This window comes from Microbacterium jepli (assembly GCF_047237905.1).
Lineage (GTDB): Bacteria > Actinomycetota > Actinomycetes > Actinomycetales > Microbacteriaceae > Microbacterium.
On sequence record NZ_JBDFLW010000005.1, the window covers coordinates 1,364,362 to 1,380,387 of the forward strand.

The following is a 16,026-nucleotide window of genomic DNA, read 5'->3' on the forward strand; positions in this document are numbered from 1 at the left end:
GGCAGAGTGGACGGATGCCACGCATCGGAGCCATCTTCACGCCGTCCTTCCCGCCCGAGCGCCTGCGCAGCGCCGCCCTCGCAGCCGAGGCGGCCGGCGTGCCCGAGCTGTGGCTCTGGGAGGACTGCTTCCGCGAGTCCGCATTCGCCGCAGCATCCGCCGTCCTCGCCTGGACCGAGACGCTCAAGGTCGGCATCGGGGTCTCGCCGATGCCGCTGCGCAACGTCGCCCTGCTGGCGATGGAGATCGCGACCGTCGAGCGGATGTTCCCCGGACGGCTGATCCCAGGCGTGGGCCACGGCGTGCTCGACTGGATGGGCCAGGTCGGCGCGAGGGCGCAGTCGCCGCTGACGCTCATGCGCGAATACGTCCCCGCACTCCGGGACCTCCTCGCCGGCGAGGAGCTCACCACCGACGGACGTTACGTGCAGCTCGACGGAGTGAAGCTCGACTGGCCGCCCGTGCAGGCTCCGGCTGTCATCACCGCGGGGGAGGGGCCCAAGACGCTCCGCCTCACCGGCGAGGTCGCCGACGGCACGGTGGTGCCGTCCGGGTGGACGCCGGACCGCATCCGGGAGGCCGTCGCCGTCGTGCAAGAGGGACGGGATGCCGCGGGCCGGGCCGGCGTCCACGAGTTCATCGTCTTCGTCACCGCCGCATTCGGCGCCGGGGCGGCGGAGCGCGTGGCCGCCGACCACGTCGCGTGGAGGAACGCGGCGGATCCGTCGCTGGAGGTGGCCGGGGAGCCCGCGGATGTCGCCCGTGCGATCCAGCCGTTCTACGACGCGGGCGCGACCTCGGTCATCCTGCAGCCCACGGGCGATGAGCCCGACCTGGAGGGGTTCCTCGGCGGCGTCGGCGCCGTGGCCGCACTGCTGACCGCGCGCGACTGACCGACGGGCTCAGCCGGCCCGGGACGACCGCATGGCGCGGGTCTGGGTGAGCGACGCGTCGGCGGCCAGTCGCGCGTAGTCGTCGGATTCGACCGCCACGAGCGCGACACGGCCCTCGGCGTCGTGGTGCGTGCCCCACCCGAGCCGCTTGCCGAGCGGCGAGGAGCGCAGGCAGGGCTGCCCCTTCGAGAAGAAGGCGGCCCGGGCCGCCTCGCGCTCCTCCTCGGGGATGCCGGCACGGCGGGCGTGGGTCTCGAAGACGACGTCGTCGGAGGTGTACCGATAGGGATGGCCCGCGATCAGCTCGTAGTGGAGCTCGGCGATGGTCGGCGGCTCGCGATGCGCGGGCTCGGTCGCGGACTCCGCGGGGCTGTCGGGGGCCACGGCGATGAAGGTGTCGACGTAGTTCGTGGTGTGCACGCTCAGAGGGTAGCGTCCAGCCCCGACATGATGTCGGTGCCCGATGGAAGGATGCGGTCATGCTCCTGGCCGACCTAGCCGCGCTCACCGACGAGGTGTCCGGCCTCTCCACCCGCACCGGGAAGGTGGCCGCACTCGCGACGACGCTTCGCGCGCTCGAGCCCGACGAGATCATCCCGGCCGTCGGCTACCTCATCGCCAGTCCGCGACAGGGGAGGGTCGGCGTCGGCTGGCGCGGGCTCTCGACACTGGCTCCGCGGCACGCCGCCGAGCCGACGCTGGGCATCATCGACGTCGACGCCGCCCTCGACCGGCTGGTCGCGGCATCCGGAAGCGGCTCCGCCGCGGTCCGCACGACGACGCTCACCGATCTCGCCGAGCGCGCGACGGCGGCCGAGTGGGACTTCCTCTCGCGCGTGCTGATCGGCGAGCTCCGCACCGGGGCGCTCGAGGGAGTGCTCCTCGACGCCATCGCGTCGGCCTCTGCTCGTCCGGCAGCGGCTGTCCGCCGCGCCGCGATGCTGTCGGGCGATCTGGGCGCGACCGCCGTCATCGCCCTGACCGGCACCGAGGGCGACCTCGACGCGGTGAGCCTGCAGGTGGGGAGGGCGGTGCTGCCCATGCTGGCCTCCACCGCCGCGACGCCGACCGAGGCGATCGGCATCACGGGCACGGCATCGGTGGAGTACAAGCTCGACGGCGCCCGCGTGCAGGTGCACCGCGACGGCGACGACGTGCGCGTCTTCACACGCACCCTGGCCGATGTCACCCACCGGGTGCCCGAGATCGTCGAGGCCGTGCGCGCCCTGCCCGCGCGACGGCTGATCCTCGACGGCGAGACGCTGTCGCTCGACGAAGACGGAGCGCCGCGTCCGTTCCAGGACACGATGGCCCGGTTCGGCTCCGAGACGGCGCGGGAGGTGGCGCTGCGGCCGTGGTTCTTCGACATCCTGCATGTCGACGACCGCGACCTCATCGACGAGCCGCTCTCGGTGCGTCGCGCGGAGCTCGACCGCGTCGTCGGCGACCTGCGCGTGCCGGGCATCATCACCGCCGACGCGGAGGCCGCGGAGCAGCTGTCGCGCGACGCCCTCGCCGCCGGTCACGAGGGCGTGATGGTGAAAGCGCTCGACGCCCCCTACGCCGCGGGTCGGCGCGGGAAGAGCTGGGTCAAGGTCAAACCGGTGCACACGTTCGACCTCGTGGTGCTCGCGGCCGAGTGGGGCTCGGGGCGGCGTCGCGGATGGCTCTCGAACATCCACCTCGGCGCGCGCGACGAGACGGGGGAGTTCGGCGACGAGGGCGGTCTCGTAATGGTCGGGAAGACCTTCAAGGGGCTGACCGACGACCTGCTGCGGTGGCAGACCGAGCGCTTCGCCGAGCTCGAGACGCGCCGCACCGCGATGACGGTGTACGTGCGTCCCGAGGTGGTCGTGGAGATCGCGATCGACGGCGTCCAGCGCTCGACGCGGTATCCGGGCGGCATCGCGCTGCGGTTCGCGCGAGTGAAGGCCTATCGGGAGGACAAGCTCGCCGCCGACGCGGACACCGTGCAGACTCTCCGCGCCATGCTCAAGGGTTGACCGCGGGCTCGGCCGGTGTCCACACCGGGCGCGGGACGGTCGGCGGGCACGCTCAGCGCGCCGTCGACACCGTGACGGTGAACTTCGCGTTGCGGGCGATCTGGCGCGTCGGGCCGGCCAGCTCCTCGAGGGCGGAGCGATAGCGCTGCGGGGAGTTCCACACCGTCCACAGCTCGCCGCCCGGCTCCAGCACGCGGCCGGCCTCGGCGAACAGGCGCAGCGCGATCCCGTCGTGCACCGCCGCTCCGATGTGGAACGGCGGGTTCAGGGTCACGAGGCGCGCACTGTCGTCCGCGCGAGAGGACAGCGCGTCGTCGCGCATGACGCGCATCCGGTCGCCCACGCCGTTGGCGTCCGCGGTCGCGCGTGCCGAGGCGACCGCTGCGGCGGACTGATCCGTCGCGTACACGCGAGTGGCGGCATCCCGCATCGCGATGAACGCCCCGATGACGCCCGTGCCGCACGCGAGGTCGACGACCTCGTCGGGGAACGCCGGAGGCAGGTGCTCCAGCAGGAGCCGGGTGCCGATGTCGACCGACGTGCCGGCGAAGGCTCCGCCGAACGCGCACACGATCGGGAGCCCGGGATGCTGCTGCCTCCGCGCCCGCGGATCGGCTCCGTCGTGCGGACCGCGCGCGACGAGCACCCGCGACTTCTGCCGGGCGTGCGTCACGTCGACACGGTGGAAGAAGCGCCGCAGCACGTCGTTCATGGCCACGGTCATGTGCTTGATGCGCCCGCCGGCGTGGACGATGACGTCCGGCGCGGCGTGGGCGGCGATGAGCCCGGCGATGTCCTCCAGGGCGTGGAGCGACCGGGGGAGCCGCAGCAACACCACGCGCGCGCCGCGCACGAGATCGGCGTCGAGGGTGAGCGAGCGCACGTCGGCCTCGGGCAGGAGCGCGGCGGCGTTGGCCGCCAGTGCCTGCTCACCGGTGAGCGCGTCCTGGTGCACGCGCACATCACGAGCGCCGTCGGCGACGGCCGCGAGCGCCAGCGCTCCGTAGCCGTCGCCGATGACGACGAGCTCACCCGCACCCGCCCGTCGCCGGTCGTCGGCGGACTCGTCCAGGAGGAGCAGGTCCGCGGCATCCCAGGCCTGCAGCTCGGGCGCCTCGAGGTCGGGGCGCCGCCGGAGCGCGTCGAACGGGAAGTCCACCCCCCGACGCTACCGCCCGTCGCCCGTCGCCCGTCGCCCGACGAATCGCGCCCGACGGGCGACGCGTGCTTGACGGGCTGCGGGTGCCCGGTCGACGACGACACGGTGGCCGCAGATCCCCGGAGGGATGCTGCGACCACCGCGTCGGGGGAGTGGCCCGCTAGGTCCGTGCGCCGCCGGAGCGGAGCCGGGAGACGGCGTCGACCGTGGCGGCGAGGATGAGCACGCCGCCAGTGACCAGCAGGTTGATGCCGGCCGGGAGGTTGAGCAGTCCGAGGCCGTTGGTGATCACGGCGATCACCAGCGCACCGATGGCGGCGTGGAGCAGCCGGCCGCGTCCGCCGAAGAGGCTGACGCCGCCGACGACGGCTGCCGCGACACCGCTCAGCACGATGTCGCGACCGACGGTCGCGTCCACCGAGCCGACGCGCGCCACGCTGAACAGCGCGGAGATGACGGCGAGGGAGGAGCAGATGACGAACGCCGTCCACTTGACCCAGCGCACCTTGACGCCCGAGCGGCGGGCGGCCTCGGCGTTGCCGCCGATCGCGTAGATGTAGCGGCCGAACTTGGTGCGGTCGAGCACGAACGTGCCGATCCACAGGATGACCAGCACGATCGGGACGATGATGGGCACCCCCTGCACGGCGATCACGGACTGGCCGCGATCCTCGTTCAGGATGTAGACCGCGACTCCGCCGATGACGGCGATGACGGCGAGCTTGATCCACACGAGCGAGATGGCGCGGTTCGGCACCCCGGCACGCGAGCGGCGGGCGCGATCCCAGAACGACGTCGCCGCCGAGACGGCGAGCATGACAACGAGCATCGCCCATCCGCCCCAGACTGGCAGGTTGCCGTTCTGGATCGCCAGCAGCTCGGGCACCTCGAGGCGGTAGAGGCCGCCGGGGCCGATGATGACGAGGGCGAGGCCCTGGAAGCCCAGGAACAGGCCCAGTGTCACCACGAAGGATGGAATGCCCACCCTGGCCACGAAGAAGCCGATGAGCGCGCCGGTGATGATGCCGAAGCCGAAGCCGATCAGCAGGGCGAGTGGCCACGGGATGCCGAACTGCACGTTCAGCACGACGAAGAGCGCCATCGCGACGCCGCCGGTGACACCGGCGGACAGGTCGATCTCGCCCAGCAGCAGCACGAAGACGAGCGCGATGCCGAGCATGACGAGGGTCGCGGCCTGATTGAGCAGGTTCGCGAAGTTGCGCTCCGTGAGGAAGAACGGGCTGAGCGAGGTGAACAGCACGGTGAGCACGACGAGACCGCCGACGGCGGGCAGGGCGCCCATGTCGCCGCCCCGCACGCGCTGCCACCATGCCTTGATCTGATCGCTCAGACCGCCTTCGACGCCGCTGCCGATGAGGTCGCTGGCGACCGGGTCCGGAGCGGCGTTGGTGCGGGTGTTGCTGCTCATTCAGCGCCTCCGGTGGGGATGTTGATGGTGCCGATGAGCTCGACGCCCTGGGTCTTTGTGCCGGTGATGTAGCCGACGACGTCGTCGCGGTTGGTGTCCTTGGTCTCCAGCTGCGCCACCATCTGCCCGAGGTACAGCACGGCGATGTCGTCGGCGACCTCGAACACGTCGGCGAGGTTGTGACTGATGAGCACCACGGCGACGTTCTGCTCCTTGAGGCGCTCGACCAGGTGCAGCACCTGTTCGGTCTGCGCCACGCCGAGCGCGGCGGTGGGCTCGTCGAGGATGACGACGCGCGCCTTCTTCAGCACCGCGCGGGCGATGGCGACGGTCTGGCGCTGTCCGCCCGAGAGCGACGACACCTTCTGACGCACCGACTTGACGGTGCGCACGGAGAGCGACCGCAGGGTGTCGGAGGCCTCCTTCTCCATGCGGCCCTCGTCGAACGTGCCGCCGGAGAGCTCTTCGCGCCCGAGGAACATGTTCTGGACGATGTCGAGGTTGTCGCACAGCGCGAGGTCCTGGTAGACGACCTCGATGCCGAGCGCGCCGGCGTCGCGCGGGGTGGTGAGGGAGACGGGCGCGCCCTCGAAGAGGACATCGCCCTCGTCGTAGGGCTGGACGCCGGCGAGACCCTTGATGAGGGTGGACTTCCCGGCGCCGTTGTCGCCCACGAGGGCGGTGACGCGGCCGGGGTAGACGCGGAGGTTGACGCCCTTGAGGACGTTGACGGGGCCGAACGACTTCTTGACGCCCACGAGTTCGATGATCGGTTCTGGCATGCTCGCTTCCTTGCGGTCGATCACACACGAGGGCGCCGCGCCATGACGACGCGACGCCCCGGTGATGTGGGCCTTACTTGACGCCGTACTCCGTGCACTTGGCGGCGACGTCACCGGTGCAGACGTCCGACGCCGAGGCGTCGCCGTTCTCGATGACCGTCTTGACCTCTTCGGGTCCGACCAGGACGGGCGTCACCGCGATGTACGGGGTGCCGTCGTCGAGCTTCTGGTCGGCCGTGGGGGTCTCCTTGTTCAGCAGCTGCGTGACGACCTTCACCGCGGCATCCGCTTCGAGGGAGACCTGCTTGTAGACCGTGGCGGTCTGCCAGCCGAGCAGCACGTTCTGCAGGCCGGCGACGTTCGCGTCCTGACCCGACACGGCGACACCGGTCAGGTTGTTGTCCTGCAGGACCTTGATCACGCCGGCCGCGTTGGTGTCGTTGGCCACCCACACGCCGTCGACCTTGCCGCCGAGCGAGGTCAACGCCTGCTCGAAGTTGGTCTGCGACTTGGCCTGGTCCCAGACCCCCGGGGGCTCGGCGGCCGGCTTGATGCCCGCGGCCTCCATGACCTTGACGGCGCCGTCCTTGAACATCTTCGCGTTGCCGTCGGTGGGGTCACCGCCCATGTAGACGACGACCGCGGTCGCCGGGTCCTTGCCGGCGGCCTTGAGGCCGTCGAGGACGGTCTGGCCCTCGAGCTCGCCGACCTTCATGTTGTCGAAGGAGACGTAGTAGTCGGCGCCGGAGAACGGACGGTCGTAGGCGATGACCGGGATGCCCTCGGCCTTGGCCTTCGTGGCGACGGCCTCGGCCGCACCCTGGTAGTCGGTCAGCAGCATGACACCGCAGCCCTGGGTGAGCTGCTGGTCGGCGATCGTCGAGTACTTGTTGACGTCGCCCTGGGCGTTCTGGATGTCGGCCTCGAAGCCGGCGTCGGTGAGCGCCTTCTGCAGGTACTCGCGGTCGAAGTTCTCCCAGCGGGGCGATGAGGCCGCGTCGGGGAGGATCACGCACGCGCGTGCTCCGGCAGCGTCGCCGCCGCCTTCGGTGGAGCCGCCGCTGGCGGTTCCGCCGCTGGAGCCGGCACAGCCGGCCAGCAGCAGTGCGGCCGCGCCGCTGAGAGCGGCTGCGGCCAGGAGGGAAGACTTCTTCATCTTGCGCCTTTCGTCATTGAATCCGCGATCCGGGTAGCAGACGGCGATCGCGGTACAGCGATCTTCTCCACTGCGGTTCTTGGCGTCAAGTCTTGAACGTAACGCTTTGGCAACGCGGGCATCTCCGTTCACGAACGCCGTTCGGTGATCGCAGAAGTCGCACGGCAAACCGGAGAAATGCACGGTCCAACCGCACGTCGACGGGCACTCTGCTCAATCACGCGACATTGACCCCGTCCGATGGCCGCGGAGAGTTCGTGCCTTGAACGCAGGGTTCAGGCGCGACCGGATGCTGCGCGAGACCGTCGCGAGACCGAGTCGACGATGACGGCCAGCACCAGCACCAGGCCGGTCACCATGAACTGCACCGAGCTGGCCAGGCTCAGCAGCGTCAGCCCGGAGGAGATCGACTGGATAACCACGATGCCGATGAGCGCCGCGAACGCGGTGCCGCGACCGCCGAAGAGGCTCGCTCCGCCGATGACGGCGGCGGCGATCGCTGTCAGGTTGGTGTCCCCTCCGCCGCTGCTCTGACCGGCCGAGGACAGACGGGCGGCGGCCAGGACGCCGCCGATGGCCGCGAGCGTCGAGCACAGCATGAAGACGGAGATGTAGATGCGGTCGACGCGGATGCCGGCGCGGCGCGCGGCCTCCTCCGAGCCGCCCACGGCGTAGACCGCGCGACCCCACTTCGTCCGGGTCAGGGTGAGGTGGGCGGCCACCACGAGCAGGAGGAAGAAGAGGAACATCACCCCCACCCCGCGGGTGAGGTTGAGATACCACGCCGACACGAGGAGCACGGCGAGCAGGACGCCCGCGCGCACGGCGATCTCGCGGATGCTCTGGCTGTCGAGGTCGGCGGCGACCCTCCGCCGCGCGCGGCGGAGGAGGGAGTACGCGTAGGCCGCGACCGCGAGCACCGCTGCGACGTAGGACAGCCAGGCGGGGAGGAACAACTGCTGGGCGAACAGCACGATCCAGGAGTCGAAGGGGAGGTTGATCGAGCCGGTGTCGCCAAGCACCCACAGCTGCAGGCCCAGGAAGCCGAGCAGACCGGCGAGGGTGATGACGAAGCTGGGCACGCCGAACCGGGTGTAGACGATGCCGTAGAGCAGGCCCACGACCGTGCCGATGGCGACGGCGGCCAGCAGGGCGAGCACGAGGTTCCACTGCAGCTGCACGAAGGTGACCGCCAGAACGGCGCTGCCGAGTCCGGCGACCGAGCCGACCGAGAGGTCGATCTCGCCGACGAGGAGCACGATCACCACGCCCAGGGCGATCGTGCCGATGGCCGCGCACTGCATGGTCAAATTCACGAGGTTGCCGCTGGAGAGGAAGACCGGGTTGAGGATCTGGAAGACGCTCCAGATCACGGCGAGACCGACGATGACGGGGAGCGCACCCAGATCCCCGCCCCGCAGGCGCGACATGACGGAGTCCGCCGCGCCGAGCACCCGGATGCGGTCGGTCGACGCGTCGGCCAGGATGCCGCCCGTCGGCGTCCGGGTGCCGCGCTCGCCGCTCATTCGCGACCTTCGTCCCGATCGCGGCGGCGCACGCCGGGCAGCGTGATGATCTCGGCTTCGCCGGTCGTCCGCACGCGGGGCTCCGGGGGGCCCACAGGGTCGGCTGCCACACGAGAGCGTGCCGAGGTCGGGCGGGTCGCGGCATCCGCGTCATTCGCCGCCCTGCGGGACACCGCGTTGTCGGTGGCGCCGGTGATCGCGGCGATGAGCATCGCGCTGGTGACGTCGGCGACGTTGTAGACGCCGTTGTTGCGGCCCAGGCGCAGCACCACGACGCGATCGGCCACCGCCATGACGTCGGCCATGTTGTGGCTGACGAGCACGACGCCATGGCCGCGCTCGCGAAGGCGCTCGATGAGATTCAGGACCTCCGCGGTCTGCGCCACGCCGAGCGCCGCCGTCGGCTCGTCGAGGATGACGATGCGGGGATCGCCCACCAGGGAGCGGGCGATCGCGACGGTCTGCCGCTGTCCGCCCGACAAAGCGGCGACGGGGACGCGCACCGAGGGGATCTTCGCCGACAGCTCCCGCAGCAGCGTCCACGTGCGCTGCTCCATGTCGACCTCGTCGAGCCGCGCGCCGTCGACGAGCTCGCGTCCGAGCCACAGGTTCGCGACGACGTCGAGGTTGTCGCAGAGGGCGAGGTCCTGGAACACGGTCGCGATGCCGAGGTCCTGCGCGTGGGCGGGGCCGGGGATGGTGACGGCTTCGCCGTCGAACTCGATCGTGCCGGCATCCGGCGTGTGCACGCCGGCGAGGATCTTCACGAGCGTGGACTTCCCGGCGCCGTTGTCGCCGACGAGCGCGACCACTTCGCCCTCGTTCACCCAGAAGTCGACGTCGGTCAGGGCGCGGACGGCGCCGAAGTGCTTGCCGATGCCGTGCATCGTCAGCACGCGCTCCCGCGCGCGTCCTGTCCTGGGCTGTGTCACCGGATTCTTCCCGCGATCACCGGATCCCCGCCGCATCGCATGCCTCAGCGTAGTCGGGCGTGCAGATCTCCTGGACGCTCCACACCCCGTCGGCGACGACCGTCGCGAGGATGTCGTCCACCGTCACGGCGACCGGCTCCAGCAGCGTCGTGGGGATGCCGTCCTGCTCCGTCGGCGCGGTGACCGTCTCGCCACGGGCGAGGGCGACGGCGACGTCGGCGGCGCGCTCGGCCTGCTGACGGATCGCCTTGTAGACGGTCATGTACTGGTCGCCGGTCACGAGGCGCTGGATCGCGGCGAGCTCCGCGTCCTGTCCCGTCACCAGCGGCAGGGGCGCCACGCCGGCGGCCTTGAGCGCGGCGATGGCGCCTCCGGCCGTGCCGTCGTTCGCGGCGTACACGCCGGCGATGCCGTCGCCGCGCTGGGCGACCTGGCCGGCGACCCACTGCTGAGCCTTGTCGGGGCTCCAGTCCGGGGTGTCGTAGGTCGCGAGCACGTTCAGGCCGCTGGCGTCCAGCACGCTCCGCGCCCCCGCGTTGAACTGCGCGGCGTTGCTGTCGGTGGGGGAGCCGTTGACCATCAGGATGCCGCCCCCGGGCTGCCCGCGGTCGGCCAGCCCGTCCACGAGCGCGGTCGCCTGCAGGAGTCCGACCTTCTCGTTGTCGAAGGACACGTAGTAGGCGATCCGGCCCCCGGCGATGAGGCGGTCGTAGGCGATGACCGGCACGTTCTGCGCGTTCGCCTGGCTGACGATCGTCGCCGCGGCGCGCCCGTCGACCGGGTCGAGCACCAGCACGTCGACGCCCGCGGCCAGAGCGGATTCGGCCTGCTGCTGCTGTTTCGCCGCATCCTGATCCGCGTTGGCGTACTGCACCGTGAAGTCGCCGTTCGCGGCGACCTGCGCCTCGAAGGACGGGCGGTCGAACGTCTCGTACCGCGCCGTCTTCGCGTCGGGCAGCAGCAGCGCGATCGTCCCCTCGTTCGGCGCGGAGGGGGCGCACGCGGTGAGGGTCGCCAGCACGCCCGCGACGACGACGAGGGCGCCCGCGCGGCGAGCGCGCCCGCGACGGGTCGACGGACGGGACGAACGCGGGAGCGGCACGACGGCTTCTCAGGCCGAGTAGGGCAGGGCTTCGGCGTCCACCGTGACGTGGTCCAGCGCGATCGCGATCGCCCCGCGGGCCTCGGCCCACTCCCCGAAGGAGGCCCCCACGATCTCGGGCAGGCCGGTGTCGGTGGCCAGGGCGCTGCGGTCGAGCGAGTGGCGCATCGGCGCCATCAGGATCTCGCCCGCCTGGCCGAGCTCGCCGCCCACGACGATCAGCTCGGGGTCGAAGAGGTTGCACAGGCTCGCCGCCGCGATGCCGAGGTGGCGTCCGGCGTCGGCGATGACGCGGCGCGAGCTGCCGTCGCCCTCCTCCGCCGCTTGGAGAAGGTCGCCCAGCCGGTGCATGCCGTCGGAGGGCGGGAAGAGCGAGAGCAGGGCGGGGCCGCCGGCGTAGGTCTCGAGGCAGCCGCGGTTGCTGCAGCGGCAGATCGGGCCGTTCTCGTCGATCGTGACGTGGCCGATCTGCCCGGCCTTGCCGTTGACCCCGCGGAACAGGTCGCCGTTCACGACGAGGCCCGCGCTGATGGTGTGGCCGACGCGGATGAAGACCGACGAGCCCACCGCCCGGCTGCTGCCCTCGCGGGCCTCCGCGAGACCGCCGAGGTTGGCCTCGCTGTCGACGTAGACCGGCCGGTCGATGCGCGAGGCGAGGTCGGCGCCGATGTCGACGCCCTCCCAGCCGCGGAGGAGCCCGGGCGTGGAGACCATCCCGGTGCGCGGATCGACAGGGGCCGGCAGCGCGAGCCCGACGGCGAGGAGATCGCCGACGCCGCCGCCGAGCGACTCCATCATGTCGCTGAGCAGGATGGCGAGGCGATCGAGCTCGGCGTCGTGGCGGTGATCCAGCGGAAGCGGGAGCGAGGTCTGCGCGACGATCGTCCGCGTCACATCGGCGATGGCGATGTGCAGCTGCCGCGAGCTGAAGTGCACGCCCGCGACGAGCCCGAGGCGTCGCGAGAGCGACACCAGCGTGGCGCGACGCCCGCTCCGCGAGGTGATCGAGGTGTGGAGCAGGCCCGCCGCCGTGAGCTCCTTCACGATGTTGGAGACGGTCGCCGGCGACAGCCCCGTGCTGCCGGCGAGCTCCACCTGCGTGAGGCGTCCATGGCGCTTCAAGGACTCGACGAGCCGGGCTCTGTTGGCTTCGCGAAGCGAAGCCTGAGAGCCTGGGGGCGAAGTCAGGCGGGCCACGAGCGTCACTTTACTCGACGGTCACGCACGGACAGAAGGATGCTGCGCCCCGCGGTCTCGCGCGGCGTCGTGCCTCAGGAGCGCGACGGGTGCAGTCGTACCAGGCGCTCGTGACCGGTCTCCTCGAGTTCGGCGACGTCGGCGCGTGCCTTCACGAAGTCGTTGAACGACCGGAAGCCGAGCGCCTTCTCGCTGAACGACGGGTCCATGCGGCGCATGTGCGTCTTCACGGCGGAGCTGTGCAGCCACTCGGAATCGTCCTTCACACCGAGCCGCAGCGCCCGCTCCAGCAGTCGCGTCGCGTTCTCCTGCGGGTCCTCCTCGTCCTGCGGGTCGTCCTCGACGACCATGACGCTCGCGGTCGAGGGGGCGAGGAACAGCGATCCTGCATCGGCTCCGCCCTGTCCGGCGGCACTGGCCGCCGCGGCGGCTGCCGTGGAGGCCGAGGTCGCGCGGCGCGGACGGCGCACCGGGCGCGTGGTCGCAGCATCCTGATCCTGCGGCACCTCCTCGGCTTCGGCGACGGGCGCGCTCTCGGTGACGGCCTCGGCGCTCTCCGCCGCCGGGGCCTTCGCGGCGCGGCTGCGGGTGGACCGGGCGGGCGCCGCGGCGGCGTCCGACTCCGGAGCCGTGTCGGCTGCGACCTCTGCGGCGGTGTCGGGCGTCGCATCGGCGTCAGCCGTGGGCTCGGCGGCCTTCGCCTCTGCGGAGACGTCCTTCGACCCTCCACGACCCCCGCGACGGCGGGAGCTCTTCGCAGGTGCGGGCTCCTGCCCGGCGGTCGCCTCGTCGGCGGAGGCCGGAGCCTCGGTCGTGGCTGCGGGCGCGGAGGCGCGCGGCGCGCGGCGCGGCAGCGAGGGCACACCCGGGAGGGAGTCGTAGGCCTCGAACTCGTCGCAGGCGGCGGCGAGCGACTTGGCGGTCGAACCGGCCACGCCCACGCCGATGACGTAGCGCCCGAGCCGCTTGCACCGCTGCGCCAGCGGCACGTAGTCCGAGTCGCCGCCCACGATCATCACGTGCGTGAGGTCGGGGAGGCGGAACATGTCCTCGACGGCGTCGACGGCGAGGCGGATGTCGGCGCCGTTCTTGGCGTAGGCGGCCGCGGGGAACAGCTGCACGAGGTCGACGGCGCGCGCGACGAGCTGCGAGCGGTAGACGGCGTTGACCGGCGACGACCAGTCGGCGTAGGCGCGCGTGAGCACCAGGGTGCCGAAAGACGCCGCGAAGTCGATGATCGCGCCGACGTCGATGGTGGCGGCGGCGAGCCGCTCGGCGACGTCGGGTGCGGTGGGGTCCTCGGCGATGCGCTGACGGTCCTTGGCGTAGGAGTTGCGCCCGTGGACGCGGTCGTACCAGGACATGACGATGTTGTCGAAGTCCAGGTAGACGGCGACGCGGTTGGTCTGCGGGTCAGCCATGATCTGCCTCTCCGGGGTAGCGGACCCCGATCGTCCTGCGCATCTCGTCGAGGTTCGCCATGATGGCGACGCTCTCGGCGATCGGGAGCACGTCGCTGTCGGTGCCGCCCGCTGCGATGATCTGTTCGGCCGCGAGCGCCTGGTACTGCATGCCCCGGCCCTCGACCTCGGAGACGTACTCCTCGAGCACGGTGCCGTCGGCCGTCGTCACGCGGAACGACGTCGGGGTGTACCAGACGCGGTCGATGTCGATGCGGGCCTCGGTGCCGACGATGCTGGCCGTGTTCGGGCCGGCGGCGCGGGAGGAGGAGATGCTCGTGGACAGGGCGCCGGATGCGTGCGTGAAGATCGCGGCGATCTCGGTGTCGGCGCCGGTCTCGCCGATGCGCGCGGCGACGGCGACCGTCGCGGGGGCGCCGAGGATGTCCCACGCGAAGGAGACGGGGTAGATCCCGAGGTCGAGGAGGGCGCCGCCGCCGAGCGCGAGGTCGTTGAGGCGGTGCGAGGGGTCGTCGCTGATCTTCTGCGTGTGGTCGGCGGTCAGCGCGCGCACCTCGCCGAGCGTGCCGGCGGCGACGATCTCGCGGATGCGCACCATGTGCGGCAGGTAGCGCGTCCACATCGCCTCCATCGCCAGCACGCCGCGGGCGGCTGCCGCCTCCTGGACGGCGGCGGCCTCGGCGGCGGCGAGCGTGAAGGGCTTCTCGACGAGCACGTGCTTGCCGTGCTCGATCAGCAGCAGCGCGTTCTCCGCGTGCGCGGGGTGCGGCGTGGCGACGTAGACGATGTCCACCTCGGGGTCGGCGGCGAGGTCCTCGTACGACCCGTGGACGTGGGGGATGCCGAACTCGGCCGCGAAGGCGGCGGCGGCGTCCGGGCGGCGCGAGCCGACGGCGACGAGGTCGAGTCCAGCGGTGCGAAGGTCGGAGGCGAATGCGTGCGCGATCCCGCCGGTGGCGAGAATGCCCCAGCGCAGACCGGTGGGGGCAGAGGAAGTCATGTCTTCGAGCGTACCGGCGCGGCGCCCGCCCGCGTCGGCCGAGCCCGCGCGGCTAGGCTCGGGCCGTGGCATCCCCGGTCGACCGCTTCCGTGATCTGCTCCGCATCCCGACGGTCTCCCACGTCGACGAGTCGCGTACGGACTGGGCGCGGTTCGACGAGTTCGCCGCCGCCCTCGCCGACCTCTACCCGCTGCTGCACGCGCGTCTCGAGCGCGACGTCGTCGCCGGACACTCCCTCCTGTACCGCTGGCCGGGCCGGTCGGCCTCGGCGCCGCTCGTGCTGATGGCCCACTACGACGTCGTGCCGGTCGTGGAGGAGGAGTGGGACCACGGGCCCTTCGCCGCCGACATCGTCGGAGAGGGGGCGGATGCCGCGATCCATGCCCGCGGGGCGATCGACGACAAGGGCGCGCTCGTGGCCGTCGCCGAGGCCGTGGAGCAGCTGCTGGCCGAGGGCGTGACGCCGGAGCGCGACGTGTTCCTCTCCTTCGGTCACAACGAGGAGACCGCGGGCGACGGCGCACGGGCGATCGTGTCGCTCCTGCGGGCGCGCGGCGTGCGGCCGGGGCTCGTGCTCGACGAGGGCGGGGCGGTGGTGGAGGGCGTGCTCCCCGGGGTCTCGGTGCCCACCGCCATGGTGGGCGTCGCCGAGCGCGGGGTGATGACGCTCGAACTGGTGGTCCGGGAGGACGGCGGGCATGCCTCGACGCCGCCGGCCACCCCGGCCACCGTGCGCCTCGCCCGTGCCATCGACCGGCTCCACCGGCATCCGTTCCCGGCGCGCATCACCCCGCCGGTGCGGGCGATGCTCGCCACCGTCGCCCCGCACGCCGCGCGACCGCTGAGCGCGGTGTTCGGGTCGCTCGGCGTCACGGCGCCGCTGGTCGCGGCCGCGCTCACCCGGCTCGGCCCCGAGACGAACGCCCTCGTGCGGACGACGGCTGTGGTCACCGAGATGAGCGGCGCCCCCGCGGAGAACGTGCTGGCGACCACCGCGCGTGCGTCGGTGAACGTCCGCCTTCTCACCGGGGACGCGTCCGAGGGCGCCGTCGCGCACGTCCGCCGCGCGATCGACGACCCGGCCGTCGAGGTCGTGGTGCGCCACGCGTCCGAACCCTCGCCGGTCTCGCCCTGGCGCGGTGAGGAGTGGCGCCGGCTCGCGGGCGCCGTCCGGGACACGCTCGGCGAGGACATCGTGACCACGCCCTACCTGCAGCTCGGGGCGAGCGACAGCCGCTGGTTCACGGAGCTCAGCACGCACGTCTACCGCTTCACGCCGTTCCCGATGAGCCGAGCCGAGCGCGACGCGCTGCACTCCCACAACGAACGTATCCGGGTGTCGTCGTGGGAGCGCGGCATCGGCTTCTACCGGGCGCTGATCGCCGCCTCCTGACCCGCGGGCCGGACGCCGGGGCGCCCGCGGGC

General features: G+C 72.0%; 14 protein-coding genes and 1 pseudogene. 3 read left to right on the forward strand and 12 right to left on the reverse strand.

The features are described 5' to 3' along the window. Window positions 1-14: 14 nt before the first annotated feature. Window positions 15-893 (forward strand): LLM class flavin-dependent oxidoreductase, encoded by an 879-nt coding sequence (locus ABC304_RS10650; protein WP_412930582.1) that lies wholly within the window; start codon window positions 15-17, stop codon window positions 891-893. A gap of 9 nt (window positions 894-902) precedes the next feature. On the opposite strand, the gene ABC304_RS10655 is transcribed toward ABC304_RS10650, so the two are convergent. Continuing rightward, entirely contained in the window at window positions 903-1,313 is a 411-nt protein-coding gene (locus tag ABC304_RS10655; RefSeq protein WP_412930583.1) for a DUF6157 family protein, read from the reverse strand. A gap of 59 nt (window positions 1,314-1,372) precedes the next feature. Here ABC304_RS10655 and ABC304_RS10660 point away from each other — a divergent pair, with 59 nt between their 5' ends. Continuing rightward, window positions 1,373-2,896 (forward strand): ATP-dependent DNA ligase, encoded by a 1,524-nt coding sequence (locus tag ABC304_RS10660; RefSeq protein WP_412930584.1) that lies wholly within the window; start codon window positions 1,373-1,375, stop codon window positions 2,894-2,896. 52 nt (window positions 2,897-2,948) lie between these two features. Here ABC304_RS10660 and ABC304_RS10665 read toward each other — a convergent pair whose 3' ends face one another. From ABC304_RS10665 to ABC304_RS10715, 11 genes and pseudogenes are all read right to left on the reverse strand, one after another. Continuing rightward, window positions 2,949-4,055 carry a class I SAM-dependent methyltransferase gene (locus tag ABC304_RS10665; protein WP_412930585.1) on the reverse strand — a complete coding sequence of 369 codons (1,107 nt, stop codon included), beginning with the start codon at window positions 4,053-4,055 and terminating at the stop codon, window positions 2,949-2,951. A gap of 160 nt (window positions 4,056-4,215) precedes the next feature. After that, window positions 4,216-5,484 (reverse strand): sugar ABC transporter permease, encoded by a 1,269-nt coding sequence (locus ABC304_RS10670; RefSeq protein WP_412930586.1) that lies wholly within the window; start codon window positions 5,482-5,484, stop codon window positions 4,216-4,218. Beyond that, on the reverse strand, window positions 5,481-6,266 hold the full coding sequence (locus tag ABC304_RS10675) for an ATP-binding cassette domain-containing protein (protein WP_412930587.1): 786 nt from the start codon (window positions 6,264-6,266) through the stop codon (window positions 5,481-5,483). The genes ABC304_RS10670 and ABC304_RS10675 overlap by 4 nt, the downstream gene beginning before the upstream one ends. A 73-nt stretch (window positions 6,267-6,339) precedes the next feature. Then, window positions 6,340-7,422, reverse strand: a complete 1,083-nt coding sequence (locus tag ABC304_RS10680) for a sugar ABC transporter substrate-binding protein (RefSeq protein ID WP_412930588.1) — start codon at window positions 7,420-7,422, stop codon at window positions 6,340-6,342. A 275-nt stretch (window positions 7,423-7,697) separates the two neighbouring features. Continuing rightward, window positions 7,698-8,852 (reverse strand): sugar ABC transporter permease, encoded by a 1,155-nt coding sequence (locus tag ABC304_RS10685; protein WP_412932903.1) that lies wholly within the window; start codon window positions 8,850-8,852, stop codon window positions 7,698-7,700. A gap of 92 nt (window positions 8,853-8,944) precedes the next feature. After that, the gene (locus ABC304_RS10690; protein WP_412932905.1) at window positions 8,945-9,835 is read right to left on the reverse strand and encodes an ATP-binding cassette domain-containing protein; all 891 of its coding nucleotides are present in this window, start codon (window positions 9,833-9,835) and stop codon (window positions 8,945-8,947) included. 61 nt (window positions 9,836-9,896) lie between these two features. After that, window positions 9,897-10,982: a sugar ABC transporter substrate-binding protein gene (locus ABC304_RS10695; protein ID WP_412930589.1), complete on the reverse strand. Its 1,086-nt coding sequence runs from the start codon at window positions 10,980-10,982 to the stop codon at window positions 9,897-9,899. Window positions 10,983-10,991: 9 nt separating this feature from the next. Further along, window positions 10,992-12,188 (reverse strand): ROK family transcriptional regulator, encoded by a 1,197-nt coding sequence (locus tag ABC304_RS10700; RefSeq protein ID WP_412930590.1) that lies wholly within the window; start codon window positions 12,186-12,188, stop codon window positions 10,992-10,994. Window positions 12,189-12,253: 65 nt separating this feature from the next. Next, a complete protein-coding gene (locus ABC304_RS10705; RefSeq protein ID WP_412932907.1) occupies window positions 12,254-12,529 on the reverse strand; it encodes an OST-HTH/LOTUS domain-containing protein in 276 nt (91 codons plus the stop codon). Window positions 12,530-12,943: 414 nt separating this feature from the next. Continuing rightward, a pseudogene (locus tag ABC304_RS10710) lies at window positions 12,944-13,600 on the reverse strand (NYN domain-containing protein); the annotation flags it as partial. Further along, window positions 13,593-14,600 carry a Gfo/Idh/MocA family protein gene (locus tag ABC304_RS10715; RefSeq protein ID WP_412930591.1) on the reverse strand — a complete coding sequence of 336 codons (1,008 nt, stop codon included), beginning with the start codon at window positions 14,598-14,600 and terminating at the stop codon, window positions 13,593-13,595. The pseudogene ABC304_RS10710 and the gene ABC304_RS10715, both read right to left, overlap by 8 nt. Window positions 14,601-14,665: 65 nt before the next feature. Here ABC304_RS10715 and ABC304_RS10720 point away from each other — a divergent pair, with 65 nt between their 5' ends. Further along, window positions 14,666-15,994, forward strand: a complete 1,329-nt coding sequence (locus ABC304_RS10720; RefSeq protein WP_412930592.1) for a M20/M25/M40 family metallo-hydrolase — start codon at window positions 14,666-14,668, stop codon at window positions 15,992-15,994. Window positions 15,995-16,026: the final 32 nt, after the last annotated feature.

Excerpts from the sequence above, each read along its gene's own strand:
- ABC304_RS10650 (WP_412930582.1), top strand. The coding sequence starts at position 15 with ATGCCACGCATCGGAGCCATCTTCACGCCGTCCTTCCCGCCCGAGCGC.
- ABC304_RS10660 (WP_412930584.1), top strand. The coding sequence starts at position 1,373 with ATGCTCCTGGCCGACCTAGCCGCGCTCACCGACGAGGTGTCCGGCCTC.
- ABC304_RS10670 (WP_412930586.1), bottom strand. The coding sequence starts at position 5,484 with ATGAGCAGCAACACCCGCACCAACGCCGCTCCGGACCCGGTCGCCAGC.
- ABC304_RS10675 (WP_412930587.1), bottom strand. The coding sequence starts at position 6,266 with ATGCCAGAACCGATCATCGAACTCGTGGGCGTCAAGAAGTCGTTCGGC.
- ABC304_RS10680 (WP_412930588.1), bottom strand. The coding sequence starts at position 7,422 with ATGAAGAAGTCTTCCCTCCTGGCCGCAGCCGCTCTCAGCGGCGCGGCC.
- ABC304_RS10685 (WP_412932903.1), bottom strand. The coding sequence starts at position 8,852 with ATGTCGCGCCTGCGGGGCGGGGATCTGGGTGCGCTCCCCGTCATCGTC.
- ABC304_RS10690 (WP_412932905.1), bottom strand. The coding sequence starts at position 9,835 with ATGCACGGCATCGGCAAGCACTTCGGCGCCGTCCGCGCCCTGACCGAC.
- ABC304_RS10705 (WP_412932907.1), bottom strand. The coding sequence starts at position 12,529 with ATGGTCGTCGAGGACGACCCGCAGGACGAGGAGGACCCGCAGGAGAAC.
- ABC304_RS10715 (WP_412930591.1), bottom strand. The coding sequence starts at position 14,600 with ATGACTTCCTCTGCCCCCACCGGTCTGCGCTGGGGCATTCTCGCCACC.